Annotated in this window: 25 protein-coding genes, 2 tRNA genes and 1 pseudogene; 19 read left to right on the forward strand and 9 right to left on the reverse strand. The window is 70.0% G+C overall.

Going from position 1 to position 25,298, the window contains the following annotated elements; genetic code table 11:
* Positions 1-2: 2 nt before the first annotated feature.
* The 4 genes and pseudogenes from yidC to rpmH all read right to left on the reverse strand — a co-directional run bounded on the left by yidC (position 3) and on the right by rpmH (position 1,921).
* Positions 3-1,106 (reverse strand): membrane protein insertase YidC, encoded by a 1,104-nt coding sequence (gene yidC, locus AB0M92_RS07680; protein ID WP_366101185.1) that lies wholly within the window; start codon positions 1,104-1,106, stop codon positions 3-5.
* A 30-nt stretch (positions 1,107-1,136) separates the two neighbouring features.
* Positions 1,137-1,391: pseudogene (gene yidD / locus AB0M92_RS07685) on the reverse strand (membrane protein insertion efficiency factor YidD); the annotation flags it as partial.
* Positions 1,388-1,762: a ribonuclease P protein component gene (gene rnpA, locus AB0M92_RS07690; protein WP_078621799.1), complete on the reverse strand. Its 375-nt coding sequence runs from the start codon at positions 1,760-1,762 to the stop codon at positions 1,388-1,390. The pseudogene yidD and the gene rnpA, both read right to left, overlap by 4 nt.
* 21 nt (positions 1,763-1,783) lie before the next feature.
* Complete coding sequence (rpmH, locus tag AB0M92_RS07695; RefSeq protein ID WP_008741645.1) at positions 1,784-1,921, reverse strand: 50S ribosomal protein L34; 138 nt, start codon at positions 1,919-1,921, stop codon at positions 1,784-1,786.
* A gap of 355 nt (positions 1,922-2,276) precedes the next feature.
* Here rpmH and dnaA point away from each other — a divergent pair, with 355 nt between their 5' ends.
* The 11 genes from dnaA to AB0M92_RS07750 all read left to right on the forward strand — a co-directional run bounded on the left by dnaA (position 2,277) and on the right by AB0M92_RS07750 (position 16,599).
* Positions 2,277-4,052 (forward strand): chromosomal replication initiator protein DnaA, encoded by a 1,776-nt coding sequence (dnaA, locus tag AB0M92_RS07700; RefSeq protein ID WP_366101186.1) that lies wholly within the window; start codon positions 2,277-2,279, stop codon positions 4,050-4,052.
* A gap of 895 nt (positions 4,053-4,947) precedes the next feature.
* Positions 4,948-6,078, forward strand: coding sequence for a DNA polymerase III subunit beta (gene dnaN, locus AB0M92_RS07705; protein ID WP_030153167.1), 1,131 nt, complete (start codon positions 4,948-4,950; stop codon positions 6,076-6,078).
* A 142-nt stretch (positions 6,079-6,220) separates the two neighbouring features.
* Positions 6,221-7,210, forward strand: a complete 990-nt coding sequence (gene gnd / locus AB0M92_RS07710; protein ID WP_366101187.1) for a phosphogluconate dehydrogenase (NAD(+)-dependent, decarboxylating) — start codon at positions 6,221-6,223, stop codon at positions 7,208-7,210.
* A gap of 128 nt (positions 7,211-7,338) precedes the next feature.
* Positions 7,339-8,487, forward strand: a complete 1,149-nt coding sequence (recF, locus tag AB0M92_RS07715; RefSeq protein ID WP_366101188.1) for a DNA replication/repair protein RecF — start codon at positions 7,339-7,341, stop codon at positions 8,485-8,487.
* Complete coding sequence (locus AB0M92_RS07720; protein ID WP_366101189.1) at positions 8,484-9,023, forward strand: DUF721 domain-containing protein; 540 nt, start codon at positions 8,484-8,486, stop codon at positions 9,021-9,023. Before recF ends, AB0M92_RS07720 begins: the two co-directional genes overlap by 4 nt.
* A gap of 284 nt (positions 9,024-9,307) precedes the next feature.
* Positions 9,308-11,368 (forward strand): DNA topoisomerase (ATP-hydrolyzing) subunit B, encoded by a 2,061-nt coding sequence (gene gyrB / locus AB0M92_RS07725; protein ID WP_366101190.1) that lies wholly within the window; start codon positions 9,308-9,310, stop codon positions 11,366-11,368.
* A 41-nt stretch (positions 11,369-11,409) separates the two neighbouring features.
* Entirely contained in the window at positions 11,410-14,013 is a 2,604-nt protein-coding gene (gene gyrA, locus AB0M92_RS07730; RefSeq protein ID WP_366101191.1) for a DNA gyrase subunit A, read from the forward strand.
* A gap of 3 nt (positions 14,014-14,016) precedes the next feature.
* A complete protein-coding gene (locus AB0M92_RS07735; protein WP_366101192.1) occupies positions 14,017-14,715 on the forward strand; it encodes a DUF3566 domain-containing protein in 699 nt (232 codons plus the stop codon).
* Between the two features lie 94 nt (positions 14,716-14,809).
* Positions 14,810-14,883 (forward strand) — tRNA-Ile (locus AB0M92_RS07740).
* A 145-nt stretch (positions 14,884-15,028) separates the two neighbouring features.
* On the forward strand, positions 15,029-15,163 hold the full coding sequence (locus AB0M92_RS07745; protein ID WP_208809277.1) for a DLW-39 family protein: 135 nt from the start codon (positions 15,029-15,031) through the stop codon (positions 15,161-15,163).
* Between the two features lie 122 nt (positions 15,164-15,285).
* A complete protein-coding gene (locus AB0M92_RS07750; protein WP_366101193.1) occupies positions 15,286-16,599 on the forward strand; it encodes a hypothetical protein in 1,314 nt (437 codons plus the stop codon).
* Between the two features lie 15 nt (positions 16,600-16,614).
* Here AB0M92_RS07750 and AB0M92_RS07755 read toward each other — a convergent pair whose 3' ends face one another.
* Together AB0M92_RS07755 and AB0M92_RS07760 are read right to left on the reverse strand one after the other, a co-directional pair.
* Positions 16,615-17,856 carry a serine/threonine-protein kinase gene (locus AB0M92_RS07755; RefSeq protein ID WP_366101194.1) on the reverse strand — a complete coding sequence of 414 codons (1,242 nt, stop codon included), beginning with the start codon at positions 17,854-17,856 and terminating at the stop codon, positions 16,615-16,617.
* 52 nt (positions 17,857-17,908) lie between these two features.
* Complete coding sequence (locus AB0M92_RS07760; protein WP_366101195.1) at positions 17,909-18,457, reverse strand: DNA-binding protein; 549 nt, start codon at positions 18,455-18,457, stop codon at positions 17,909-17,911.
* Positions 18,458-18,621: 164 nt separating this feature from the next.
* Here AB0M92_RS07760 and AB0M92_RS07765 point away from each other — a divergent pair.
* Positions 18,622-18,694, forward strand: a tRNA-Ala gene (locus AB0M92_RS07765).
* Between the two features lie 84 nt (positions 18,695-18,778).
* Here AB0M92_RS07765 and AB0M92_RS07770 read toward each other — a convergent pair.
* Entirely contained in the window at positions 18,779-19,303 is a 525-nt protein-coding gene (locus AB0M92_RS07770) for a GNAT family N-acetyltransferase (protein ID WP_366101196.1), read from the reverse strand.
* Between the two features lie 140 nt (positions 19,304-19,443).
* Between AB0M92_RS07770 and AB0M92_RS07775 the strand changes: the two genes are divergently transcribed.
* The gene (locus tag AB0M92_RS07775; RefSeq protein ID WP_366101197.1) at positions 19,444-19,854 is read left to right on the forward strand and encodes a LysM peptidoglycan-binding domain-containing protein; all 411 of its coding nucleotides are present in this window, start codon (positions 19,444-19,446) and stop codon (positions 19,852-19,854) included.
* 113 nt (positions 19,855-19,967) lie between these two features.
* Here the strand turns inward: AB0M92_RS07775 and AB0M92_RS07780 are convergent, their stop codons facing one another.
* Positions 19,968-20,651 carry a DUF5324 family protein gene (locus tag AB0M92_RS07780; RefSeq protein ID WP_366101198.1) on the reverse strand — a complete coding sequence of 228 codons (684 nt, stop codon included), beginning with the start codon at positions 20,649-20,651 and terminating at the stop codon, positions 19,968-19,970.
* 175 nt (positions 20,652-20,826) lie between these two features.
* Here AB0M92_RS07780 and AB0M92_RS07785 point away from each other — a divergent pair, with 175 nt between their 5' ends.
* Both AB0M92_RS07785 and AB0M92_RS07790 read left to right on the forward strand, forming a co-directional pair.
* Positions 20,827-21,354: a peptidylprolyl isomerase gene (locus AB0M92_RS07785; protein WP_366101404.1), complete on the forward strand. Its 528-nt coding sequence runs from the start codon at positions 20,827-20,829 to the stop codon at positions 21,352-21,354.
* Positions 21,355-21,485: 131 nt separating this feature from the next.
* Positions 21,486-22,361: a rhomboid family intramembrane serine protease gene (locus tag AB0M92_RS07790; protein ID WP_366101199.1), complete on the forward strand. Its 876-nt coding sequence runs from the start codon at positions 21,486-21,488 to the stop codon at positions 22,359-22,361.
* A 142-nt stretch (positions 22,362-22,503) separates the two neighbouring features.
* On the opposite strand, the gene crgA is transcribed toward AB0M92_RS07790, so the two are convergent.
* Positions 22,504-22,758 carry a cell division protein CrgA gene (crgA, locus tag AB0M92_RS07795; protein ID WP_359170072.1) on the reverse strand — a complete coding sequence of 85 codons (255 nt, stop codon included), beginning with the start codon at positions 22,756-22,758 and terminating at the stop codon, positions 22,504-22,506.
* Between the two features lie 91 nt (positions 22,759-22,849).
* On the opposite strand from crgA, the gene AB0M92_RS07800 reads away from it, so the two are divergent.
* The 4 genes from AB0M92_RS07800 to AB0M92_RS07815 all read left to right on the forward strand — a co-directional run bounded on the left by AB0M92_RS07800 (position 22,850) and on the right by AB0M92_RS07815 (position 25,293).
* Positions 22,850-23,638 carry a DUF881 domain-containing protein gene (locus AB0M92_RS07800; protein ID WP_366101200.1) on the forward strand — a complete coding sequence of 263 codons (789 nt, stop codon included), beginning with the start codon at positions 22,850-22,852 and terminating at the stop codon, positions 23,636-23,638.
* A complete protein-coding gene (locus AB0M92_RS07805; protein WP_366101201.1) occupies positions 23,595-24,392 on the forward strand; it encodes a class E sortase in 798 nt (265 codons plus the stop codon). Before AB0M92_RS07800 ends, AB0M92_RS07805 begins: the two co-directional genes overlap by 44 nt.
* An 89-nt stretch (positions 24,393-24,481) precedes the next feature.
* Complete coding sequence (locus tag AB0M92_RS07810) at positions 24,482-24,658, forward strand: hypothetical protein (protein WP_366101202.1); 177 nt, start codon at positions 24,482-24,484, stop codon at positions 24,656-24,658.
* A complete protein-coding gene (locus tag AB0M92_RS07815; RefSeq protein ID WP_366101203.1) occupies positions 24,655-25,293 on the forward strand; it encodes an aminodeoxychorismate/anthranilate synthase component II in 639 nt (212 codons plus the stop codon). The genes AB0M92_RS07810 and AB0M92_RS07815 overlap by 4 nt, the downstream gene beginning before the upstream one ends.
* Positions 25,294-25,298: the final 5 nt, after the last annotated feature.

Here is a 25,298-nt window from a genome sequence, read left to right on the forward strand (position 1 = left end):
TCTTACTTCTTGGAAGAGGGCTTGGGGGGCGTCTGGCGCTGCGACTTCGACTGCCGCTTCGGCTGCTGCCGCTTGGCGGCACCGCCGCTCGCCGCATCCGCGTCGGCCGTGGCCTCGGCGCTCTTGATCACGGACCCGTCCGCCTGCGCAGCCAGACCCTGCTTCGTGAGAGCCGCGATGAACTTGCGCTCGTTGTCGTTGCGGTCCGGGCCCTTGGCCACGATCGCCGCGACGATCTTCTTCTTGCCCCGGCCCTTGACGTCCCCGTGCGTGGAGACGTGCTTCAGCAGACGGGTCAGGTACTGGTCCTGCGCCTTGCTGCCAGGGGTCGGGTTCTGGTTGATCACGTACATCTGCTGGCCCATGGTCCACACGTTGGTGGTCAGCCAGTAGACGAGGACACCGACGGGGAAGTTGATGCCCATGAAGGCGAAGATCAGCGGGAAGATGTACATCAGCATCTTCTGCTGCTGCATGAACGGCGTCTTCACGGAGAGGTCGACGTTCTTCTGCATCAGCTGACGCTGGGTGTAGAACTGCGACAGCGACATCAGAATGATCATGATCGCGGTCACGATCCGGACGTCGGTCAGAGAGGCGCCGAGTGCGGCGACCTTCTCCTCGCTGTCCGTGAACTTCGCCGCCAGCGGGGCACCGAAGATGTGCGCCTGACGGGCGCTGGCCAGCAGCGACTCGTTGATGACGCCGATGGTCTTGCCGTTGGCGATGGCCGCGAGCACGTGGTACAGCGCGAAGAAGAACGGGGACTGCGCCAGGATCGGAAGGCACGAGGAGAGCGGGTTGGTACCCGTCTCCTTGTACAGCTTCATCATCTCTTCGGACTGGCGCTGCTTGTCGTTCTTGTAGCGCTCCTGGATCGCCTTCATCTTCGGCTGGAGCGCCTGCATACCGCGCGTCGCCTTGATCTGCTTCACGAAGAGCGGGATCAGGCAGATGCGGATCAAGACCACCAGGGACACGATCGACAGGCCCCAGGCCCAACCGCTGTCCGGCCCGAAGATCGCGCCGTACAGACTGTGGAACTGGACGATGACCCACGAGACGGGCGTGGTGATAAAGCTGAACAGACTGGCAATCGTGTCCACTAATCAGGCTCCTTGAGCATTGCGAGATCTACGCAACGCACTGCGCAGCTGCTCGTGCCAACGCGGGCGTTTACGGGGTGGGACATGGTCGACACCACCGGCGGACCACGGGTTGCACCGCAGGATCCGCCAGCCGGTCAGGACCGTCCCCTTCACCGCACCATGCCGGTCGATGGCCGTGAACCCGTAGTGCGAGCACGAGGGGTAGTAACGGCACACCGGCCCGAGCAGCGGACTGATGGTCCACTGGTACAGCTTGATCAATGCGAGCAGCGGGTACTTCATCGAGCCACGCCTCCCAGGAGCCGCGTCAAAGCGGCATCCAGGTCCCGGGCCAGTTCGTCGGCGCCGGCGTCACCCGCTCCGGGCAAAGCCCGCACCACCACCAGGCTACCGGCGGGCAGCTGGGAGAGCCGCTCACGGACGAGATGACGCAAACGGCGCTTCACCCGGTTACGGACGACGGCGCCACCCACGGCCTTGCTGACGACGAAACCCGCACGCGTCGAGGGATCGATCTCCCCCGGCTCGTGCGGGTCCGTTGCACCGCTTGTACGTAGGTGGACGACGAGGAGCGGGCGACCTGCCCGCCGACCTCGTCGTACCGCGCTCGCGAAGTCCTCGCGCCGCCTCAGCCGATTTTCGGGAGACAGCACGACGTCACGACCTGCGCGTTGTTACGCGGAAAGGGCGGCGCGGCCCTTGCCACGGCGGTTCGCCAGGATCGCGCGACCGGCACGGGTACGCATCCGGAGACGGAAGCCGTGGGTCTTGGCACGACGGCGGTTGTTCGGCTGGAAGGTGCGCTTGCTCACTCGGGGGCTCCAGAGAATGAATCGTTGTGGCGGGACATCGCCTGGCTGTCACCGTGCGCCCACGAGGAAACTCGCGTGTTCGCCCGAGTGGCACCGCTAAACGATCACAAAAGGTGATCTTCGCCCATCGGTAGGCAGGCGGCAGCAGCCATCGACAACTCGACCTCGTTACGGTACGCGCGGCTACGCCATCCGGTCAAACCGAGGCGACGTGCCCCCACACTGTGCACAGGCTGTGGACAACGACTTGAACCGTACCCGTCGGCCTGACTACCGTTGTCTGATCCCGGATTTTTTGTCCCGACCGTCCCAAAGAACCACACATTCGTGGGACCCCTGTGAGAGAGCGTGCTCTGTGGCTGACGTACCTGCCGATCTTGCCGCAGTGTGGCCAAGGGTGCTCGAAAAGCTCCTCGGGGAGGGACAGCAGGCGATCGAGCCCAAGGACAAGCAGTGGGTCGAGCGCTGCCAGCCCCTGGCACTGGTCGCCGACACCGCGCTGCTCGCCGTCCCCAACGAATACGGCAAGCGCGTCCTGGAAGGCCGGCTCGCCCCGCTGATCAGCGATGCGCTCAGCCGTGAGTGCGGCCGCCCCATCCGCATCGCGATCACCGTGGACGACTCCGCCGGCGAGCCCGCGCCCCTGCCCGCGGCGACGCAGCAGCGCTCCGACGCGTACGAGCCGTACGGAAACCAGCGCGGCGGCGGCCACACCGGCCCCGGCGGCCCCTCCGACGACCAGCTCCCGACCGCCCGCCCCGCCTACCCGGACTACCAGCAGTCGCGCCCCGAGCCCGGCTCCTGGCCCCGCGGCGGCCAGCAGGACGACTACGGCTGGCAGCAGCCGCGCCTCGGCGGCTTCCCCGAGCGCGATCCGTACGCCTCCCCCCAGCCGGGCTACCTCCAGCAGTCCGACCCCGGCGGCTACGAGCAGGGCTCCTTCGACCAGCAGCAGTACGAGCCCCGCCAATCGCAGCAGCCCCATCAGTCCCATCAGTACGAGCAGCAGCAGTACGAGCAGCCGGCCCCGCGCCAGGCGCCCGGCCGGCCGGCGCCTCCGTCCCCCTCGGGCGGCTCGACCTCGGGCCCGCTGGAGCCGACCGCCCGGCTCAACCCCAAGTACCTCTTCGACACGTTCGTCATCGGCGCGTCCAACCGCTTCGCGCACGCCGCCGCGGTGGCCGTCGCCGAGGCGCCCGCCAAGGCGTACAACCCCCTCTTCATCTACGGGGAATCGGGCCTGGGCAAAACGCATCTTCTGCACGCCATCGGGCACTACGCGCGGAGCCTCTACCCCGGCACCCGGGTGCGCTACGTGAGCTCCGAGGAGTTCACCAACGAGTTCATCAACTCGATCCGCGACGGCAAGGGCGACGCGTTCCGCAAGCGCTACCGCGAGATGGACATCCTCCTCGTCGACGACATCCAGTTCCTCGCGAGCAAGGAGTCGACGCAGGAGGAGTTCTTCCACACCTTCAATACGCTCCACAACGCCAACAAGCAGATCGTGCTCTCCTCCGACCGGCCGCCCAAGCAGCTCGTCACCCTGGAGGACCGGCTCCGCAACCGCTTCGAGTGGGGCCTGATCACCGACGTCCAGCCGCCCGAGCTGGAGACCCGCATCGCGATCCTGCGCAAGAAGGCCGTACAGGAGCAGCTCAACGCCCCGCCGGAGGTACTGGAGTTCATCGCCTCCCGCATCTCGCGCAACATCCGCGAGCTGGAGGGGGCGCTCATCCGGGTCACGGCCTTCGCGAGCCTGAACCGGCAGCCGGTCGACCTCGGCCTGACCGAGGACGTCCTCAAGAACCTGATCCCCGGCGGAGAGGACTCGGCCCCCGAGATCACGGCCTCGGACATCATGGCGGCCACCGCGGACTACTTCGGGCTCACCGTGGACGATCTGTGCGGCTCCTCGCGCAGCCGCGTCCTGGTCACCGCGCGGCAGATCGCCATGTACCTGTGCCGGGAGCTGACGGACCTCTCCCTGCCCAAGATCGGGGCGCAGTTCGGCGGCCGCGACCACACCACGGTCATGCACGCCGACCGCAAGATCCGGGCCCTGATGGCCGAGCGCCGGTCCATCTACAACCAGGTCACCGAGCTCACCAACCGCATCAAGAACGGCTGAGCCGGGGGCCTCTCGGCCTGGCCGGCGGGCGCGAACGGGCCTTTCCAAACGCTTCCAGAGGGCGCTCCCGGGGTACTTCGGGGGCGCCCTTTCCCGTACGCGCGCCCCTGGTCTGTTCGAATACGCCCCCTGTGGAGCAACTCATCCACAGATTCCCCGACTTTCTTCCGTCCACAGGGTGGGGACGGATCCCGTCACCCACAATCTGTCCACAGGGCCGCGGGATGAGGCACCATCAGCACTGGTCAGACCCCTGTGGATTTGTGCGCAAGCGTCATCCACAGCCTGTGGACAGAACTCTCGTCCACAGGGCCTTCCACTCCTCTGTCCACCGCCGACCCACAGGTTCCCGCACGCTGTGCACAGGTTCAGACGAGTTACCCACACCGCTGTCCACTGTTCGGCAACATTCCACCTCCCCTCACCGCCCGGAGTGAAAGCCGTCACACGGAAGTCGACGTTTGGGCTGTGGAGTACTGGGGGAAACCTGGGGACACACCTGTGGAGTAGTCGGGGTCACCTGGGGATGGCCTGTGCAGAAGTTTTTGTTCTCCACAGACACAGGCGGTTGTCCACCGGTGTCACCCACAGGGTCGGTGGATAAAAAACGCGGGCTGACCTGGGGCAACGGGCTTATCCACCGTTTCCACAGGCCCTACTACTACCCCCATAGAGAGTTAGCCCGGTTTCGGTTTTCAAGCGGGTCCTGTGCACAACTCGGTGGAGACGCCTCCCCGACACCTCGCTCCTGACTTGACCTCCGGCAGCACCGACTGTCGGCGCCGTACGTCAGACTGGTCCCCGGCACCGAGGCTCCGAGCCATCGAGGGCATCGAGGCATCGGGCCGAGAACGAAGGCCGGCAGACGAGCGAGCAACAGCAGGAGGCGGTTCCGGTGAAGATCCGGGTGGAGCGCGACGTACTCGCGGAGGCGGTGGCCTGGGCTGCCCGCAGCCTCCCGGCCCGGCCGCCGGTGCCCGTTCTCGCGGGCCTGCTGCTGAAGGCCGAAGAGGGCACGCTGTCCCTCTCCGGCTTCGACTACGAGGTCTCCGCCCGCGTCTCCGTCGAGGCGGACGTCGAGGAGGACGGCACCGTCCTCGTCTCCGGCCGCCTGCTCGCCGACATCTGCCGCGCCCTCCCCAACCGCCCGGTGGAGATTTCCACAGACGGTGTACGGGCGACCGTGGTCTGCGGCTCCTCGCGATTCACACTCCACACCCTGCCTGTGGAGGAGTACCCGGCGCTGCCGCAGATGCCGACCGCGACCGGCACCGTGCCCGGTGAGGTCTTCGCCTCCGCCGCCGCCCAGGTCGCCATCGCCGCCGGCCGCGACGACACGCTGCCCGTGCTGACCGGTGTCCGCATCGAGATCGAGGGCGACCGCGTCACCCTGGCCTCCACCGACCGCTACCGCTTCGCGGTCCGCGAGTTCCTGTGGAAGCCGGAGAACCCGGACGCCTCCGCCGTGGCCCTGGTGCCCGCGAAGACGCTCCTGGACACCGCCAAGTCCCTGACCAGCGGTGACACGGTCACCCTGGCGCTGTCCGGCTCCGGCGCGGGCGAGGGCCTCATCGGCTTCGAGGGCGCGGGCCGCCGCACCACCACCCGCCTGCTCGAAGGCGACCTGCCGAAGTACCGCACGCTGTTCCCGACGGAGTTCAACTCCATCGCCGTCATCGAGACCGCCCCCTTCGTCGAGGCCGTCAAGCGCGTGGCCCTGGTCGCCGAGCGCAACACCCCGGTCCGCCTCAGCTTCGAGCAGGGCGTGCTGATCCTGGAGGCCGGCTCCTCCGACGACGCACAGGCTGTGGAACGTGTGGACGCCAAGCTGGAGGGCGACGACATCTCGATCGCCTTCAACCCCACCTTCCTGCTGGACGGCCTGAGCGCGATCGACTCGCCGGCCGCGCAGCTGAGCTTCACCACGTCCACCAAGCCCGCCCTGCTGAGCGGCCGTCCGGCCGTCGACGCGGAGGCGGACGAGGCGTACAAGTACCTGATCATGCCGGTCCGCCTGTCCGGCTGACGCGCGCGCACGTCGGGCCCGGTCTCGCAGGCGCGGGGCCGGGCCCGACGGCGTTCGCCCCAGGTACGGAGTCCCCGTACGAGGGCCCCGTACGGGTCCCCCCGAGTCCCCACGTAGCCCCGCGCGGCCCCGGACGGCCGTCGTGGAGCGCCCGTGGCGCCCGTCGCCGCCGCCCGGCGTAGGCTCGGAGCCTGGGTTCCCCCGGCGATCGCGGGGAACCCGGCACAGACGGCCACAACGCTTAAGGAACCACCTGATGGAGCTTGGTCTCGTCGGTCTCGGCAAGATGGGCGGCAACATGCGCGAGCGCATCCGCCGCGCAGGCCACACCGTCATCGGATACGACCGCAACCCGGACCTTGCCGATGTCCACAGCCTGCGGGAACTTGTGGACAGCCTGCAGGCCCCCCGCGTCGTGTGGGTGATGGTCCCGGCAGGTGCGGCGACGCAGTCCACCGTCGACGAACTCGCCGAGCTGCTCTCGATCGGCGACATCGTCGTCGACGGCGGCAACTCGCGCTGGACCGACGACGAGAAGCACGCCGCCGAGCTGGCGGCCAAGGGCATCGGCTTCGTCGACTGCGGTGTCTCCGGCGGCGTATGGGGCCTGGAGAACGGCTACGCGCTCATGTACGGCGGCGAGAAGGACCACGTCGCCCGCGTCCAGCCGGTCTTCGACGCCCTCAAGCCCGAGGGCGAGTTCGGCGCCGTGCACGCCGGCAAGGTCGGCGCGGGCCACTTCGCGAAGATGGTCCACAACGGCATCGAGTACGCCATGATGCAGGCCTACGCCGAGGGCTGGGAGCTCCTGGAGAAGGTGGACTCGGTCACCGACGTCCGCGAGGTCTTCCGCTCCTGGCAGGAAGGCACCGTCATCCGCTCCTGGCTGCTGGACCTGGCCGTGAACGCCCTCGACCAGGACGAGCACCTGGAGCAGCTGCGCGGCTTCGCGCAGGACTCGGGCGAGGGCCGGTGGACGGTGGAGGCGGCGATCGACAACGCCGTGCCGCTGCCCGCGATCACCGCCTCGCTCTTCGCACGGTTCGCGTCCCGCCAGGAGGACTCGCCGCAGATGAAGATGATCGCCGCACTGCGCAACCAGTTCGGCGGCCACGCGGTCGAGAAGGCGTAATCCACAGCCGGCCACCGCCGTCCACAACCGTCCGCGGGCCGTCCACCACCGGTCCACAGCCGGACGGATCCGCAGCACCACAGCAGCACAGAGCAGAGCAGCAGGAAGCCGGGGGAGGTCGGCGCCGTATGCATGTTTCGCATCTCTCACTGGCCGACTTCCGCTCGTACGCCCGGGCCGAGGTTCCCCTCGACCCGGGCGTCACGGCTTTCGTGGGCCCCAACGGCCAGGGCAAGACCAATCTGGTCGAGGCCATCGGCTACCTGGCCACGCTCGGCAGCCACCGCGTCTCCTCGGACGCGCCCCTGGTCCGCATGGGCGCGGACCGGGCGGTCATCCGCGCCGCCGTCACCCACGGCGCCCGCCAGCAGCTGGTCGAGCTGGAGCTGAACCCGGGCCGCGCCAACCGCGCCCGCATCAACCGCTCCTCGCAGGTCAGGCCCCGGGACGTGCTCGGGATCGTGCGGACGGTGCTGTTCGCGCCGGAGGACCTGGCCCTGGTGAAGGGGGACCCCGGGGAGCGCCGGCGGTTCCTCGACGAGCTCGTCACCGCCCGCTCGCCGCGGATGGCGGCGGTCCGCTCCGACTACGAGCGGGTGCTCAAGCAGCGCAACACCCTCCTGAAGTCCGCGGCGATGGCCCGCCGGCACGGCGGCCGCTCCATGGACCTCTCCACCCTCGACGTCTGGGACCAGCACCTCGCGCGCGCGGGCGCGGAGCTGCTGGCGCAGCGCCTCGACCTGATCGCGACGCTGCAGCCGCTCGCGGACAAGGCGTACGAGCAGCTCGCGCCCGGCGGCGGCCCGCTGGGGCTCGCGTACAAGTCCTCGGCCGCCGGCGAGGCCGGAGAGGCCGTGGACGGGGGCGGAGCCCGCACCCGCGAGGCCCTGTACGAGGTGCTGCTGGCGGCCCTGGCCGAGGTGCGCAAGCAGGAGATCGAGCGGGGCGTGACCCTGGTCGGCCCCCACCGGGACGACGTGCTGCTGCGCCTGGGCGACCTGCCGGCGAAGGGGTACGCGAGCCACGGCGAGTCCTGGTCGTACGCGCTGGCCCTGCGGCTGGCCTCGTACGAGCTGCTGCGCTCGGAGGGCGCCGAGCCGGTGCTGATCCTCGACGACGTGTTCGCCGAGCTGGACGCGCGGCGCCGCGAGCGGCTGGCGGAGCTGGTGGCCCCGGGCGAGCAGGTGCTGGTGACGGCGGCGGTGGACGACGACGTCCCGGGGGTCCTGGCGGGGACCCGGTTCGGGGTGTCCGGTGGTGAGGTGACCCGGCTGTGAGCGGCGAAGAGAAGGAACCCGGTACGACCGGACCCCGCAAGATCCCCGAGCCCTCGGGCGTGGACCTCGCCCGGCAGGCGCTGGCGGCCGCCCGCGAGCAGGCCCGCGCCCGCGGCAACGCGGCCGGCGGGAAGAACAAGCACCGGCCGGGCCTGCGCTCGGGCGCCCGCGCCGACGGCCGCGACCCGATGCCGCTCATGGCGGCGCTGGACCGGCTGCGCACCGAGCACGGCTGGGAGATGCCGATGGCGGTGGCGGGCGTGATGGAGCGCTGGCCGGAGATCGTCGGGCCGGAGATCGCCGCGCACTGTGAACCGGACCGCTACGAGGACCGTGAACTGGTCGTGCGCTGCGACTCCTCGGCGTGGGCGGCGCAGCTGAAGCTGCTGGCCCCGCAGCTCGTGGCCCGGCTCAACGCGGACCTGGGCCAGGGCACGGTCCGGATGATCAAGGTTCAGGGCCCGGGCGGGCGCCCGAAGCGGTACGGACCGCTGCGCGCGCCGGGCAGTACGGGTCCGGGGGACACGTACGGATAGGCCGCGCTCGCGTGGCGTCCCTCACGGTAGCGGGAGGTTGACAGGCCGAAGCGCTGCACGCCCGTGTGAGCCTCTTTGAGCCCCTTCCCGGATATGGGGAGTCGGAGAGAGGAGGTTCAGGGCGGCACATGCGGACTCAGGTACCGGCAAACCCCCATTCATGTCCGTGGTACCGGTAGACTGAAGCGAATCCCGCCGCTTGCGGGATCTAGCTGATACACGCTGACAACGCAGATCGACGCAGCCGCTCCTGCTTGCATGCCTGCTGGCCCGGAGTACGGCCTGTGCTGTGCCAGAAAGGGCGCTTCGTGGCCGATTCCGGCAACCCCAACGACAACCAGTCCACAGCCGGCGAGAACGGCGAGGTCACCGCCTCGTACGACGCCAGTGCGATCCAGGTCCTTGAGGGCCTGGACGCGGTCCGCAAGCGGCCAGGCATGTACATCGGCTCGACCGGTGAGCGCGGGCTGCACCACCTCGTGTACGAGGTGGTGGACAACTCCGTCGACGAGGCCCTGGCCGGGCACGCGGACACCATCGACGTGACGATCCTCGCCGACGGCGGTGTGCGGGTCATCGACAACGGCCGTGGCATCCCGGTCGGCATCGTGCCGTCCGAAGGGAAGCCGGCCGTCGAGGTCGTCCTGACGGTCCTGCACGCGGGCGGCAAGTTCGGCGGTGGCGGCTACGCCGTCTCCGGCGGTCTGCACGGCGTCGGCGTCTCCGTCGTGAACGCCCTGTCGACCAAGGTCGCGGTCGAGGTCAAGACGGACGGCCACCGCTGGACCCAGGACTACAAGCTGGGCGTGCCGACGGCCCCGCTGGCCAAGAACGAGGAGACGGACGAGCACGGCACGTCCGTCACGTTCTGGGCCGACGGCGACATCTTCGAGACGACCGAGTACTCCTTCGAGACGCTGTCGCGGCGCTTCCAGGAGATGGCCTTCCTCAACAAGGGCCTGACCCTGAAGCTGACCGACGAGCGCGAGTCGGCCAAGGCGACCGTCGGCGCGGACGACCCCGAGGCGGACACGGCCCCGCCCACCGCGCGCACCGTCACGTACTACTACGAGGGCGGCATCGTCGACTTCGTGAAGTACCTGAACTCGCGCAAGGGCGAGCTCATCCACCCGACCGTCATCGACGTCGAGGCCGAGGACAAGGAGCGCATGCTCTCGGTCGAGATCGCGATGCAGTGGAACTCGCAGTACACGGAGGGCGTCTACTCCTTCGCGAACACGATCCACACGCACGAGGGCGGTACGCACGAAGAGGGCTTCCGGGCCGCCCTGACGGGTCTGGTGAACCGTTACGCGCGCGACAAGAAGCTGCTGCGGGAGAAGGACGACAACCTCGCCGGCGAGGACATCCGCGAGGGTCTGACGGCGATCATCTCGGTCAAGCTGGGCGAGCCGCAGTTCGAGGGCCAGACCAAGACCAAGCTGGGCAACACGGAGGCCAAGACCTTCGTGCAGAAGGTCGTCCACGAGCACCTCAACGACTGGTTCGACCGCAACCCGGTCGAGGCGGCGGACATCATCCGCAAGTCGATCCAGGCGGCCACGGCGCGCGTCGCGGCCCGCAAGGCCCGCGACCTGACCCGCCGCAAGGGCCTGCTGGAGAGCGCCTCGCTGCCGGGCAAGCTGTCCGACTGCCAGTCGAACGACCCGACCAAGTGCGAGATCTTCATCGTCGAGGGCGACTCCGCCGGCGGCTCCGCGAAGTCCGGCCGCAACCCGATGTACCAGGCCATCCTGCCGATCCGCGGCAAGATCCTGAACGTCGAGAAGGCCCGTATCGACAAGATCCTCCAGAACACCGAGGTCCAGGCCCTGATCAGCGCCTTCGGCACCGGTGTGCACGAGGACTTCGACATCGAGAAGCTCCGCTATCACAAGATCATCCTGATGGCGGACGCCGACGTCGACGGCCAGCACATCAACACCCTGCTGCTGACCTTCCTCTTCCGCTTCATGCGGCCGCTGGTCGAGGCGGGTCACGTGTACCTGTCCCGCCCGCCGCTGTACAAGATCAAGTGGGGCCGGGACGACTTCGAGTACGCGTACTCGGACCGCGAGCGCGACGCGCTGGTGGAGCTCGGCAAGCAGAACGGCAAGCGGATCAGGGAAGACTCGATCCAGCGCTTCAAGGGTCTGGGCGAGATGAACGCCGAGGAGCTGCGCGTCACGACCATGGACGTGGACCACCGCGTGCTCGGCCAGGTCACCCTCGACGACGCGGCCCAGGCCGACGACCTGTTCTCGGTGCTCATGGGCGAGGACGTCGAAGCGCGGCGCTCCTTCATCCAGCGCAACGCCAAGGACGTTCGGTTCCTCGACATCTGAGTCGGCCTCCGCTGACCGCCTGAAAGGACTTCTGACCAGCAATGGCCGACGAAACCACCCAGCCCGCAAAGAACGCCGAGAATCCCGCGGAGGAGCAGCCCGTACTGCGCATCGAGCCCGTCGGGCTTGAGACGGAGATGCAGCGCTCCTACCTCGACTACGCGATGTCCGTCATCGTGTCCCGAGCGCTGCCCGACGTACGGGACGGCCTCAAGCCGGTCCACCGCCGCGTGCTGTACGCGATGTACGACGGCGGCTACCGGCCCGAGAAGGGCTTCTACAAGTGCGCCCGCGTCGTCGGTGACGTCATGGGTACGTACCACCCGCACGGCGACAGCTCGATCTACGACGCCCTGGTCCGCCTGGCCCAGCCGTGGTCGATGCGCATGCCGCTGGTCGACAGCAACGGCAACTTCGGCTCCCCGGGCAACGACCCGGCGGCCGCGATGCGCTACACCGAGTGCAAGCTGATGCCGCTGGCCATGGAGATGCTCCGGGACATCGACGAGGAGACCGTCGACTTCACGGACAACTACGACGGCCGCAACCAGGAGCCGACCGTCCTGCCGGCCCGCTTCCCGAACCTGCTGGTCAACGGCAGCGCCGGTATCGCGGTCGGCATGGCCACCAACATCCCGCCGCACAACCTGCGCGAGGTCGCGGCCGGCGCCCAGTGGGCGCTGGAGCACCCGGACGCTTCGCACGAGGAGCTGCTCGACGCGCTCCTGGAGCGCATCAAGGGCCCCGACTTCCCCTCGGGCGCGCTGGTCGTGGGCCGCAAGGGCATCGAGGAGGCGTACCGGACCGGGCGCGGCTCCATCACGATGCGCGCGGTGGTCGAGGTCGAGGAGATCCAGAACCGCCAGTGCCTGGTGGTCACGGAACTCCCGTACCAGACCAACCCGGACAACCTGGCCCAGAAGATCGCCGACCTGGTGAAGGACGGCAAGATCGGCGGCATCGCCGACGTGCGCGACGAGACCTCGTCGCGCACGGGCCAGCGCCTGGTGATCGTGCTCAAGCGCGACGCCGTCGCCAAGGTCGTGCTGAACAACCTGTACAAGCACACCGATCTGCAGACGAACTTCGGCGCGAACATGCTGGCGCTGGTGGACGGCGTGCCGCGCACGCTGTCGATCGACGCGTTCATCCGCCACTGGGTGACGCACCAGATCGAGGTCATCGTCCGGCGCACGAAGTTCCGCCTGCGCAAGGCGGAGGAGCGGGCGCACATCCTGCGCGGCCTGCTCAAGGCGCTGGACGCGATCGACGAGGTCATCGCGCTGATCCGGCGCAGCAACACCGTCGAGATCGCGCGCGAGGGCCTGATGGGCCTGCTGGAGATCGACGAGATCCAGGCGAACGCCATCCTGGAGATGCAGCTGCGGCGCCTGGCGGCCCTGGAGCGGCAGAAGATCGTCGCCGAGCACGACGAACTCCAGGCGAAGATCAACGAGTACAACGCGATCCTGGCCTCGCCGGAGAAGCAGCGCTCGATCGTCAGCGAGGAGCTGGCGGCCCTCGTCGAGAAGTTCGGCGACGACCGGCGCTCCAAGCTGGTCCCCTTCGACGGCGACATGTCCATGGAGGACCTGATCGCCGAAGAGGACATCGTCGTCACGATCACGCACGGCGGCTACGTCAAGCGCACCAAGACCGAGGACTACCGCTCGCAGAAGCGCGGCGGCAAGGGCGTGCGCGGCACGAAGCTGAAGCAGGACGACCTGGTCGACCACTTCTTCGTCTCGACCACGCACCACTGGCTGCTGTTCTTCACGAACAAGGGCCGGGTCTACCGCTCCAAGGCGTACGAGCTGCCGGACGCCGGCCGTGACGCGCGCGGGCAGCACGTGGCCAACCTGCTGGCGTTCCAGCCGGACGAGAAGATCGCCCAGATCCTCGCGATCCGCGACTACGAGGCCGCTCCCTACCTGATCCTGGCCACCAAGGGCGGCCTGGTGAAGAAGACGGCGCTCAAGGACTACGACTCGCCCCGCTCGGGCGGCGTCATCGCGATCAACCTCCGGGAGACCGAGGCCGGCGGCGACGACGAGCTGATCGGCGCCGAGCTGGTCTCCGCCGAGGACGACCTGCTGCTCATCAGCAAGAAGGCGCAGTCGATCCGCTTCACGGCGACCGACGACGCGCTGCGCCCGATGGGCCGCGCGACCTCGGGTGTGAAGGGCATGAGCTTCCGCGAGGGTGACGAACTGCTCTCCATGAGCGTTGTCAGGCCGGGTACGTTCGTCTTCACCGCGACCGACGGCGGCTACGCCAAGCGGACGCCGGTCGACGAGTACCGCGTCCAGGGCCGTGGCGGTCTGGGCATCAAGGCCGCGAAGATCGTGGAGGACCGCGGGTCGCTCGTCGGCGCGCTGGTGGTGGACGAATCGGACGAGATTCTCGCCATCACGCTCGGCGGCGGTGTGATTCGCACGCGAGTCAACGAAGTCAGGGAGACCGGCCGTGACACCATGGGCGTCCAGCTGATCAACCTGGGCAAGCGCGATGCCGTGGTCGGTATCGCTCGTAACGCCGAGGCCGGTCAGGAAGCTGACGAGGTCGAGGAGACCGACGCAGCCGAAGGACAGGCCGCCGAGGCCGCCGAGGGCACGCAGCCCTCGGCCGGGGAGCACGAGGAGTAAGTCGTGAGTGGAGCCACGGGCGCCGGACCGGCCAAGACGGGGGAGGACGGTACCCGTGGCCCCGCCGCGGACTCCCCGGACGGGGGCGCCGAGGCCGCCGAGGGCAGGGGGAGAACCGTGACGGACACCCGCAAGCCGAAGCAGGAGAAGGCCGCGCCGGCCGCAGCGGGCGCTGCTCCGGCTCCGGCCGCCGCCGCGGCCGGCCGGCCGCCGGAGCAGCCGTACCACCCGCCGCAGGCGTACGCGGCGCCCCAGGCGCCGGGTGCGCCGCGGGGCGCCGGGGACGCCGCCGCGCAGCGCAAGACGCGTACGGGGGCCCGTACGACGCCCAGGACGCGCAAGGCGCGGCTGCGGGTGGCCAAGGCCGATCCGTGGTCGGTGATGAAGGTCAGCTTCCTGCTGTCGATCGCGCTGGGCGTGTGCACGATCGTCGCGGCGGCGGTGCTGTGGATGGTCATGGACGCCATGGGCGTCTTCTCGACCGTCGGCGGCACCATCAGCGAGGCGACCGGGTCGAACGAGAGCAACGGCTTCGACCTCCAGTCGTTCCTGTCGCTGCCGCGCGTTCTGATCTTCACGTCGGTGATCGCGGTCATCGACGTGGTGCTGGCGACGGCACTGGCCACGCTGGGCGCGTTCATCTACAACTTGTCGGCGGGCTTCGTCGGCGGTGTGGAGCTCACGCTCGCCGAGGACGAGTGACCGCTGATTGACCTGCGGGGACTGCCCCGCGGAACGGATTTTGGCGTGACCGTGTCTGTGCGCTAATCTTCAGGAGTCAGCGCGCAGCGCGGATGGGGCTATAGCTCAGTTGGTTAGAGCGCATCCCTGATAAGGATGAGGCCACAGGTTCAAATCCTGTTAGCCCCACAGTGAAGAAGACCCCCAGGCCCTTGGCCTGGGGGTCTTCTGCGTACGGTCAGTTGGGGGCTTCCCAGGTCACCGAACGGTATCGGTGCGTGTGTATTGTTGGCCGTCAGAAGTCCCCAACGTCAACGAAAGACGAGGTCGCGCGGTGAAGAAGCTGCTCCTGGTCGCACTGGCCGCCATCGGCGGGCTCCTCGTGTACCGCCAGATCCAGGCGGACCGCGCCGAGCAGGACCTGTGGACGGAGGCAACTGACTCCGTGCCCTCTGGTTCCGGTGTGTGAGACCCAAAGCTGATCTCATGAAGCCCCGGCTGCCGCTGCGGCCGGGGCTTTGTGCTGTTCTGTGACGAAAAATTACGTTTTGCAAAGATTTGGCTTGCGTTAGCAAAATCGAGGTGGGCGTGATGGGGCGGGTACGGACGACGCTGCTGGCGGGGGCGGCGGCCCTGACTCTGGCCGGGGGCCTCGCGGGGGCGGCGTCGGCCGCCCCCGCGCCCCCGCAGCCGGTGCCGGCGTACCAGGGCGCCGAGGGTGCCAAGCGGATCCGGGGCGGGCCCGACAGCGCGGACGCGCCGCTCGTGGCGGTCGGGCAGGCCTACGCCGACACGATCGGCCCGGGCGAGCGCTTCTACCGGCTGAACCTCGACGACGCCTCCAGCGCGTACTTCTCCGCCGTGCTCCAGCCGCCGCGCGGCGCCAAGGTCGGCTACGGCGACGGCCTTGAGGTCGAGATCATGACCAAGGAGGGCGAGCGCTGCCCGAACAACCCCGGCCGGGCCGGCTTCGGCTACGACCCGGTCCCCCTCGGCGCCGTGGCGGTGCGGCGGCTGGAGGAGGACGCCGAATGCCAGGGCGCCGGCGTCTACTTCGCGAAGGTCACCCGCACCGCCGCCAAGGACTCCGACCAGGGTGCGTGGCCGGTGGAACTGCTGCTCCAGCGCGAACCCGGCCTCGCCTCCGGCAGCGCCCCCACCACCGCCCCCAGCGTCTGGCCATCGGCCTCGCCGACGCTGCCCGGCAGCGAGCCGGTGGCGCGCGCCGGGGGCACCGGCTTCAACGACGCCCGGGCGCTGGCCGGCGGGGTCTGGCGCGACGACCTGCGGCCCGGGCAGACCCGCTTCTACCGGGTCCCGCTCGACTGGGGACAGCAGTTGGGGCTCGGCGCCGAGCTCGCCGACGCCAGGATGACCAAGTCGTACGGGTCGGCCTCCAACGGGCTCACCGTCGCCCTGTACAGCCCGTACCGCGGGCTGATCGAGGACAAGGGCGTCGCGTACGGGGGCAAGCAGGCGGGCGTCACCCTGCCGAGGACGGCGCCGGTGGCGTACGAGAACCGCTTCTCGGACACCGGGGAGGTGCGGGGGGTCCGGCTCGCGGGCTGGTACTACATCGCCGTGACCCTGGGCGCGAAGGTCGCCGAGTTCACGCAGGACGCGAGCCCGGTGCCGCTGACGCTGCGCATGGACGTGACGGGCGGCCCGGCCAAGGCGCCCGCGTACGGGGAGAGCCTGACCGCGGCCGGGTTCGGGGTGGGCGCGGACGACCGGGCCGCCGCCGAGGACGGGCTCACCGCCCCCGAGGCCGCGCAGGCGGCCGGAGGGCGCTCGGTGATGCGGGTGGTGTCCGGCGCGGGCTTCGGCACCGGGACGGTGCTGTTGCTCGTGCTCGGCGGATGGTTCCTGCTGGGCCGTCGCGGGCAGCGCGCGCAGGGCGCGTAGCGCGCGCAGGGCGGCTCAGATCCGGGTGAGGGCCCAGGTGCCCACCGCGAAGCAGAGCAGCGCGGCGGTGAGGATCCCGGCGGCGACCCTCGGCGACGGCGGGGCGATCCGGCCGGTCCGTACGGGCGGCGGGTGCGGCGCGGCACCGGCGACCGAAGGGGCGGCCGCGGGCGAGGCGGCGGCCGCGGGCGAGGCGGCGGCCGGGGTCGCTTCGGAGCGCACCGGCGGCGGGAGGCGGAAGCTGCCGGTCTCCGACGGCCCGAACACCCCGGCCGGCGGCGGTCCGAACCCAGCCGACGCGACGGGTGCGGGAACCGCGGCCGCCCGCACCGGGACCCCCGCCGCGGTGGGGGACTCGGGGGTCACCGCGGCCGTGCTCTGCGGCCCCTGGGGGCCGAAACCGGGAGGCAGCGGACCGAGTTGGTCGAACACTTCCACCGGCTCCTCGCCCAGGGCGGGCGGCGCCAGCAGCTCCACGGCCTCCGCAAGGGCCTTGCGGGCCCCTGTGGCGGTCTTGAACCGGCTGTGGGGGTCCGGCTGGAGGAGGTTCGCGACGACGTCCCACAGAGGCGCCGGAACGCCTTCGGGGGCGGCGGGGGTGCCATGGGCGAGGAAGTGCTCCACCAGCGCCCGGGAATCGGGCTTGGCGCCCCTCAGGAGGTAGAGGGCGACGAGTCCGACGGCGAAGAGGTCGGCGGGAAAGTCGGGTTCGGAGCCGAGCAGTTGCTCCGGGGCGAAATACCCGGGCGTGCCCACCACGTAGTCGGTCTCGGTGAGGCGCGGCTCGCCCTTGCGCATCGAGATGCCGAAGTCGGACAGCCGCAGGTGCGGCCGTCCGGATCCGGTGGCCTCCATCAGGATGTTGGCCGGCTTGATGTCGCGGTGGACGACCCCTTCCGCGTGCACCGCCGCCAGCCCCGACAGGAGCTGGTCGAGCAGCGTGCACACGAAGCGGGGCGGCAGCGGGCCGTAGTCCCCGATGACGTGGGCGAGGGAGCCCCCGGCGACGAGGTCCATCGTGAACAGGACCTTGTCGTCGTCCGCCGCCCAGCTGGCCGGGGCCAGCACGTGCGGGTGGTCGATGCGCAGGGCCTGTTCCCGGACGAACCGGAGCAGGGTGTGGGCGTCGCTCTGCCGCAGGACCTTGGCGGCGACGTACCGGCGGCGCCGGTGGTCCCAGGCCCGCCACACGGCGCCCGCGCCGCCGCGCCCGATCGGATCGATCAGCTCGTACCGACCGGCGAAGATCTCACCCATCGCTGCGCCCGTCCCCCGTCCCGTGCGTGCGTCCCGTGCGTGTGGTGTCGCGTCAGTTCTGGTGGGACTCGTAGTGGGCGACCGCGTCCGCGGTGCGGCCCGCGCCGTAGACCCTGAGGAACTCCGCCAGTTCGGGATGGCTGGGGGCGAGGGAGTCGGCCGCGTCGATGATGTCGCCGGCCGCGGAGACCGAGCGCAGCAGCGACTGGATCTCGCGGACGACGCGCTTGACCGTGGGTGCGCCCGAACCGGTCGGGGTCTGGCCGCTGTTGCTGAGGACGGAGCCTCCCTGGGTCTTCTTGATCTCGTCCATCCGGTCGGTGGCCTCGGCCGCGCTGACGCTTCCGTCCGCCACTTGGCCCGCGAGGTCCTGGAGGGCCTGGACGCGCTGCACCACGGCCGGGTTCCCGATCTTGGCCCGCTGGCCGCTCATCAGCTGGGACAGCATGGGCGCCGACAGCCCGAGGACCGCAGCGAGGCGTGCCTGGTTCAAGCCGAGGTCATCTATGAGCCGGCGGAAGAGAGCGCCCAGGGGCTCCCCGTACCAGCTGCGCTGAAGCTCTCTGGCTCTGGCCGTGGCCTCTTGCTGAACAGCGTCCACTCTTAGTACTCCCCTACTTCGCTGGTGCGAACCTCGCGAGCATCTTACGGAGCGTGGTCGCGTGGCGGGAGCCCCCATAATTTTGCGAGATGCGGGGGTACACCCGGTACTCTGTTCTGCGGAACGGCCACACCTTCACGGGAGGCGGTCGCGTCCATCTTTTCGGGGCTTTAGCTCAGTTGGTAGAGCGCTGCCTTTGCAAGGCAGATGTCAGGAGTTCGAATCTCCTAAGCTCCACAGCATCAGAGGCCACCTGACCAGCGGAAACGCGGGTCGGGTGGCCTCTTCGCGTGGTGCGGTGCGCCCGGTGGCGCGCCCCGGTCAGAGGTCGATCCAGTACCGGCGCTTGGGGCCCACGAGGGTCTCGCGGAGGTCCTCCAGGACCCCGCCCGCCCCCTCGATCGTGCGCACGGACCCCGTGTTGCCGGGGTCGCACGTCAGGAGCACCCGGTCCATCCCCAGGAGGCGGGCCTCGTACAGGACCGAGCCGAGGGCCCAGCCGGCCAGCCCGCGCCGGCGTGCGGAGGGCCGGATGCCGTAACCGATGTGGCCGCCGGCGTCGAGGAGGAAGCCGTTCAGGTAGTGGCGCAGGTCGATCGCACCCAGATAGGTGTCGTCCTCGGCGATCCACCAGTACGTGGCGTGCACGCGGCCCTGCTCCACGGGTCGGGTCCGGTCCCCGTACCCGCGCAGCCGCTCCGTCCAGGCCGCGAAGCCCCCGGGGCTGTCCACGTCGTCCTCGGAGCCGAGTCCGGCGCCGTCCATGTGGCTGTCGGGCCCCCATTCCGCACGGGCTTCCAGCCAGGAGGCGTGCAGGCGGGGGGAGGGGGCGACGAGCTCGGGCATGCCGTTGACGGTAACAGCCGGGCGGCCCGCGCCGGGGTCCCCCGGTTGGCCCCGTCACAGGGCCGGGCGGCGCGGGCTGGCCGACAGTGGGGGAAGGCACCGAGCCGGGGGACGACACCACGCCGGAGGCGTACAGACACATGGGACTCTTCGACTTCCTCAAGTCCGACAAGAAGAAGCACGAGGCCGCAGAGAAGGCCGCGGCGGCCGCGTCCGCCGACTACGCGGCGAAGTACACCGAAGCCGTGTCGGCCACCAAGGCCGCCGCCGAGCGGATGGCCGCGGCGGCGCCGCCGAAGCCCGCGCCGCACACGCCGAAGCCCACGTCAGCCGCGCACAAGGCGGTTCCCGCGGCTCCGGAGCCCAAGCCGATGCCGGCCGCCGCGAAGCGTACGTACACGGTGCGGGCGGGCGACTCGCTCTCCGCGATCGCCCGGCGGGAGCTGGGCAACGAGGCCCGCTGGCGCGAGCTCTACGCCATGAACCGGGGCGTCATCGGCTCCAACCCCGAGCTGATCCACCCCGGCCAGGTGCTCACCCTGCCCCGCTAGGGGGTGTCGGGGAACGCGGCGGGGAACGCGGCGGGAGGGCCCGGATCCGATGATCCGGGCCCTCCCGCCGTCTCGCTCAGGGGCCGTCCGCGCTCAGAGCCCGCTCACTCTTCTCACTCTTCAGCCGTGCCGGAGGAGGACTCGCGCTCCTTCGCCGCCAGCTCGTCGTCGAAGCTCGCCGGCTCGCGCTCGCGCGAGAGCTCGGTGGCGGCCGGCGGCTCGACGAGCCAGTCCGGGTTCGACTGCTGGTCCCACCACCGCCACGCCAGGTACGCGCCGGCGGCCAGTACGCCGGCCACCGCGACGAACTTGAAGGCCCGGCCGGCCCGGCAGCGCCGCTCGTGGCGCTTCACCAGCCGCTGGACCTCCTTGGCCGTCACCTGACCGCGCAGCGCGGCCAGGGCCGCCGTCGACCGGGACGCGGCCTCCTCGGCCACCGGCTGGGCCGCGGCCAGCGCGCTCTCCAGTCTCGGCTGCGTGTAGTCGGCCGCCTGCCGCGCCGCCCGGCGCGTGTGGTGCACGGCCATCGTCGCCGCCCGGTCCACGTTCGGGGGCACGTGCGTGCGGGCCGCCCTCATCCTCGGGTGCAGATGCTCGTCGTACGCCGTACGGGCCTGCCGGGCCGCCTCGGAGGTCGCGTACGAGACCTTCGGTGCCAGCCGCTCGTTCGCCTCGGCCGCGTAGTGCGCAGCGGCGTCCCTGGCGGCCGCTGCGTACGGCGCCACCGCTTCCGCTGCGTGCCTCGCCGTTTCCCTGGCGCTTTCGGCGGCCAGGTGCACGCTGTCCTTGCGGGTCACAGGATCCTCCTCCTCGGTGGCGGACACAGTTCACCTTTCCACCCTTTGTCGGATCATGCCTGCCATACGGTCGGGCGGCATGCGTGACAGGGCATACGGGTGGAGGATTTCTGTGCCGTGCAGCGCTCCGTGGGAGGATCTGGAACCGACAGTGACGACTATGGAAGGCAGATCCGTGGCCGAGAAGCTCTACGCCACCCTGAAGACGAACCACGGCGACATCGAGATCGAGCTCCTGGCCAACTTCGCCCCGAAGACGGTCAAGAACTTCGTGGAGCTGGCCACGGGCGCCCGCGAATGGACCCGTCCCACCGATGGCCAGAAGACCACCGATCCGCTGTACGACGGCACCGTCTTCCACCGCGTCATCAGCGGGTTCATGATCCAGGGCGGCGACCCGCTCGGCAACGGCACCGGTGGCCCCGGGTACCAGTTCGCCGACGAGTTCCACCCCGACCTGGCCTTCACCAAGCCGTACCTGGTGGCCATGGCCAACGCGGGCCCGGCCACCAACGGGTCCCAGTTCTTCATCACCGTCGCGCCCACCGCCTGGCTGACCCGCAAGCACACCATCTTCGGCGAGGTCACGGACAAGGCCAGCCAGAAGATCGTGGACGACATCGCCGGCCTGCGGACGAACCCGCGCACCGAGCGCCCCCTCGACGACGTGATCATCCAGTCCGTCCTCGTCGAGAAGCGCTGACCGCCGCCGCGCGGGCGGCCCGGGAACCTTTCCGCACCGCCCGTCCGTCCTGCATGCGTGGAACCCGCCGGGGCCACAGCCGGACGACCGGCGGGGCGCACCGCCCGTCCCGCCGCTGACCGAGGGGACCGATGGACACCGACCGTCTGCCGGGCTGCTACCGCCACCCGGATCGCGACACGGGGATCCGCTGCACGCGTTGTGAGCGCCCCATCTGCCCCGAGTGCATGATCAGCGCCTCGGTCGGCTTCCAGTGCCCCGAGTGCGTCCGTGACGGCTCCGGTACGGGGCACGCCCCGGCCGCGAGCGCACCGCGCACCGTCGCGGGCGGGGTGGTCTCCGCGGATCCGCACCTCGTCACCAAGATCCTCATCGGGATCAACGCCGCGGTGTTCCTTGTGGGCTTGCTCGCGCCGGCGGTCGTCGTCCGGCTGGAGCTGCTCGGGCGGTACGTCGAATACTTCGGCGGCCCGGTGGAAGGGGTCTCCACCGGCCAGTACTACCGGCTGCTGAGCTCGGTGTTCCTGCACGTGGAGTGGTGGCACATCGGGGGCAACATGCTGGCCCTGTGGGTGATCGGCGGCCCGCTGGAGGCGGCCCTGGGCCGGGTCCGCTACCTCGGTGTGTACGTACTGTCGGGGCTGGGCGGCAGCGCCCTCGTCTATCTGCTGACCGCGCCGAATACCCCGACCCTCGGCGCCTCCGGCGCGATCTTCGGTCTGCTCGGCGCGACCGTCGTGCTGGTGCGCCGGCTGCGCTACGAGATGCGGCCGGTCATCACCATGGTCGTGCTCATGCTGGTACTGACCTTCGTGCCCTTCGGCGGCAGCCTGTCCGTCTCCTGGCAGGCCCACATCGGGGGCCTGGTGACCGGTCTGCTGGTCGGTCTGGGCATGGTCGGACCGGCCGCCGGCAGGACGCGCACACTGGTCCAGTGGGGGACCTGTGGAGCGGCGTTCCTGCTGGCAGCGGCGGTGGTCCTGATCCGTACGGCCGAACTCACCTGATCACACCGGCGTCAACACTCCACAGAGTTATCCACAGATCTTCTGTCTTTTCCTCAGGTGTGGATGACGCTGTGGATAACTCATGGGGAGAGCTTGTCGGACCCGGTGTGACTGTGCTTTCGGGCACCCGATCGGGGACCGGTCACTTCCACTGCGTGGACACGCCGAATCCCGCCGCGATGAAGCCGAATCCGACCACGATGTTCCAGTTGCCCAGTGCCTCGATCGGCAGCTGGGTCTCGGTCACGTAGAAGACGACGATCCACGCGAGACCGATCAGGAAGAACGCCAGCATGACCGGGGCGACCCAGCTGCGGTTGGTCAGCCTGATCGCCTGCGCCTGCTTCGCCGGCGGCGGCGTGTAGTCGTCCTTCTTGCGGATACGTGACTTCGGCACGAGGGGCTCTCCTGTCGATGCGCTGGGGACCTTGCCTGCCCCGGGCGTCCGTTAGCGTAGTGGACCTGTGGCGTTGAAGGAGAAGGGTACGTTGAGCAATTCCGACGACTCCTCCGTGGGTCCCCGTCACCGGGCCAGGCCGGTCCGGCTGCTGACGGCCGCCGTTTTCGCCCTGGCCGGTCTCATCTTCGTCACCAGCTTCAACACTTCCAAGGGTACGAACATCCGGACGGACGCCTCGCTCCTCAAGCTCTCGGACCTCATCCACGAGCGCAGCCAGAGCAACGCGCTGCTCGAACAGAGCACCGCGGCCGTCCGCGACCGGGTGGACGCCCTCGCCGACCGCGACGACGGCAGCACCAGGGCCGAGGACGCCAAACTGGCCGCCCTGCGGGTCGCCTCCGGCACCGAGGCACTGTCCGGGAAGGGCCTCACGGTCACCCTGAACGACGCCCCGCCGAACGCCACGGCCCGCATCCCCAACGTGCCCGAGCCGCAGCCCAACGACCTGGTGATCCACCAGCAGGACCTCCAGGCCGTGGTGAACGCCCTGTGGCTGGGCGGAGCCCAGGGCATCCAGGTCATGGACCAGCGGCTGATCGCCACCAGCGCGGTGCGCTGCGTGGGCAACACGCTGATCCTCCAGGGCCGCGTCTACTCGCCCCCCTACAAGGTGACGGCGGTCGGGGACCCGGCCGCGCTGCGCAAGGCGCTCGCCGCCTCCCCGGCCCTGCAGAACTACCAGCAGTACGTGACGGCGTACGGGCTCGGCTGGAAAGTGGACGAGCACAAGGAGCTGACACTCCCGGGCTACTCCGGCACAGTGGACCTCCACTATGCGAAGCCGCTGGAATCCGCCTCCGCGAGCAGTACGCCGTGACGTCGTACTGCGCCTGGTGGTGCGGACGTTCAGCGAGGTCTGCCTGACGGCGGGCACGCTGATCGTGCTGTTCGTGGCGTACGTACTGCTGTGGACCGGCGTCAAGGCCGACCGGGCCATGGACGGGGAGATGGCCCGGATGCGCGACCGCTGGGCCGCGGCCCCGGCCCCGGCGCCGGCCCCGGCGCCCTCCGCGCCCTCCGCTGTCCCGTCCCCCGCTCCCGCCACCGGGCCGACGGCCGCACCGCAGCCCGCGCCGCCGGCGCAGGACGCGCCCGGATACCCGCCCGGCCGGGCCTTCGCCGAGATGTACGTCCCCCGCTTCGGCCCGGACTGGAACAAGCCGGTCCTGGAGGGCACCGGCACGGACCTGCTGAAGAAGGGACTCGGCCACTACGCGGGCACCGCCCGCCTCGGCGGCACCGGGAACTTCTCGGTCGCGGGCCACCGGCGCACGTACGGCGACCCCTTCAAGGACTTCCCCGAGCTGCGCCCCGGCGACGCCGTGATCCTCAAGGACGCCACGGCCTGGTACACGTACACGGTCCGCAGCGAACCGCTGCGCACCCTGCCCACCGACATCGGGGTGGTCGACCCGGTGCCGCGCCGCTCACCCTTCACCGGACCCGGGCGGTACCTGACCCTCACGACCTGTGATCCGGAGTGGGGACACAGCCACCGGCTGGTCGTCTGGGCGGAGCTGACGCAGACCCGCTCGGCCGCCCAGGGCCGCCCGGAGGGTTTGCCGAGCTGACCCACCCGGCCGGGCCGCTGCCTTTAGTCTGTTCGCGTACCGCCCCCGCGGTGCGGTGGTCGATCGTGGACGGATAGGAAACAGACGGCATGTACGGCTGGATCTGGCGGCATCTGCCGGGCAGCGTGTGGATTCGCGCGCTGATCTCCCTCGTACTGGTCCTCGGAGTGGTCTTCGTGCTGTTCCAGTACGTCTTCCCGTGGGCCGAGCCGCTCCTCCCGTTCAACGACGTAACGGTGGACGAGGGATCGGGAGCCACTCCGTGAGCGCGCGCATTCTGGTTGTCGACAACTACGACAGCTTTGTCTTCAACCTGGTCCAGTACCTGTACCAGCTCGGCGCGGAGTGCGAGGTGCTGCGCAACGACGAGGTCGGGCTCGCCCACGCGCAGGACGGCTTCGACGGCGTGCTGCTGTCGCCCGGACCGGGTACGCCCGAGCAGGCGGGCGTCTGCGTCGACATGGTCCGCCACTGCGCCGACACCGGCGTCCCGGTCTTCGGCGTGTGCCTCGGCATGCAGTCCATGGCCGTGGCGTACGGCGGTGTCGTGGACCGGGCCCCCGAGCTGCTGCACGGGAAGACCTCGCCGGTGGTGCACGAGGGGCTCGGCGTCTTCGCGGGCCTGCCCTCGCCCTTCACCGCGACCCGCTACCACTCGCTCGCGGCCGAGCCGCAGACCCTGCCGGACGTGCTGGAGGTCACCGCGCGCACCGAGGACGGGATCATCATGGGGCTGCGGCACCGGGAGCACGACGTCGAGGGCGTGCAGTTCCACCCCGAATCGGTGCTGACCGAGTGGGGCCACCGGATGCTCGCGAACTGGCTGGTGCGCTGCGGGGACGCGGGGGCCGTCGAGCGCTCGGTGGGGCTGGCCCCGGTGGTGGGCAAGGCCGTCGCGTGACCGCG

The organism is Streptomyces sp. NPDC051582 (genome assembly GCF_040681715.1).
In the GTDB taxonomy this organism is placed as follows: Bacteria; Actinomycetota; Actinomycetes; order Streptomycetales; family Streptomycetaceae; genus Streptomyces.

Bases quoted from the DNA above. Each gene is read 5' to 3' on its own strand.
- recF (WP_366101188.1), top strand. From the start codon at position 7,339: ATGCATGTTTCGCATCTCTCACTGGCCGACTTCCGCTCGTACGCCCGG.
- gyrA (WP_366101191.1), top strand. From the start codon at position 11,410: ATGGCCGACGAAACCACCCAGCCCGCAAAGAACGCCGAGAATCCCGCG.
- AB0M92_RS07750 (WP_366101193.1), top strand. From the start codon at position 15,286: ATGGGGCGGGTACGGACGACGCTGCTGGCGGGGGCGGCGGCCCTGACT.
- AB0M92_RS07755 (WP_366101194.1), bottom strand. From the start codon at position 17,856: ATGGGTGAGATCTTCGCCGGTCGGTACGAGCTGATCGATCCGATCGGG.
- AB0M92_RS07770 (WP_366101196.1), bottom strand. From the start codon at position 19,303: ATGCCCGAGCTCGTCGCCCCCTCCCCCCGCCTGCACGCCTCCTGGCTG.
- AB0M92_RS07775 (WP_366101197.1), top strand. From the start codon at position 19,444: ATGGGACTCTTCGACTTCCTCAAGTCCGACAAGAAGAAGCACGAGGCC.
- AB0M92_RS07790 (WP_366101199.1), top strand. From the start codon at position 21,486: ATGGACACCGACCGTCTGCCGGGCTGCTACCGCCACCCGGATCGCGAC.
- AB0M92_RS07805 (WP_366101201.1), top strand. From the start codon at position 23,595: ATGCGAAGCCGCTGGAATCCGCCTCCGCGAGCAGTACGCCGTGACGTC.
- AB0M92_RS07810 (WP_366101202.1), top strand. From the start codon at position 24,482: ATGTACGGCTGGATCTGGCGGCATCTGCCGGGCAGCGTGTGGATTCGC.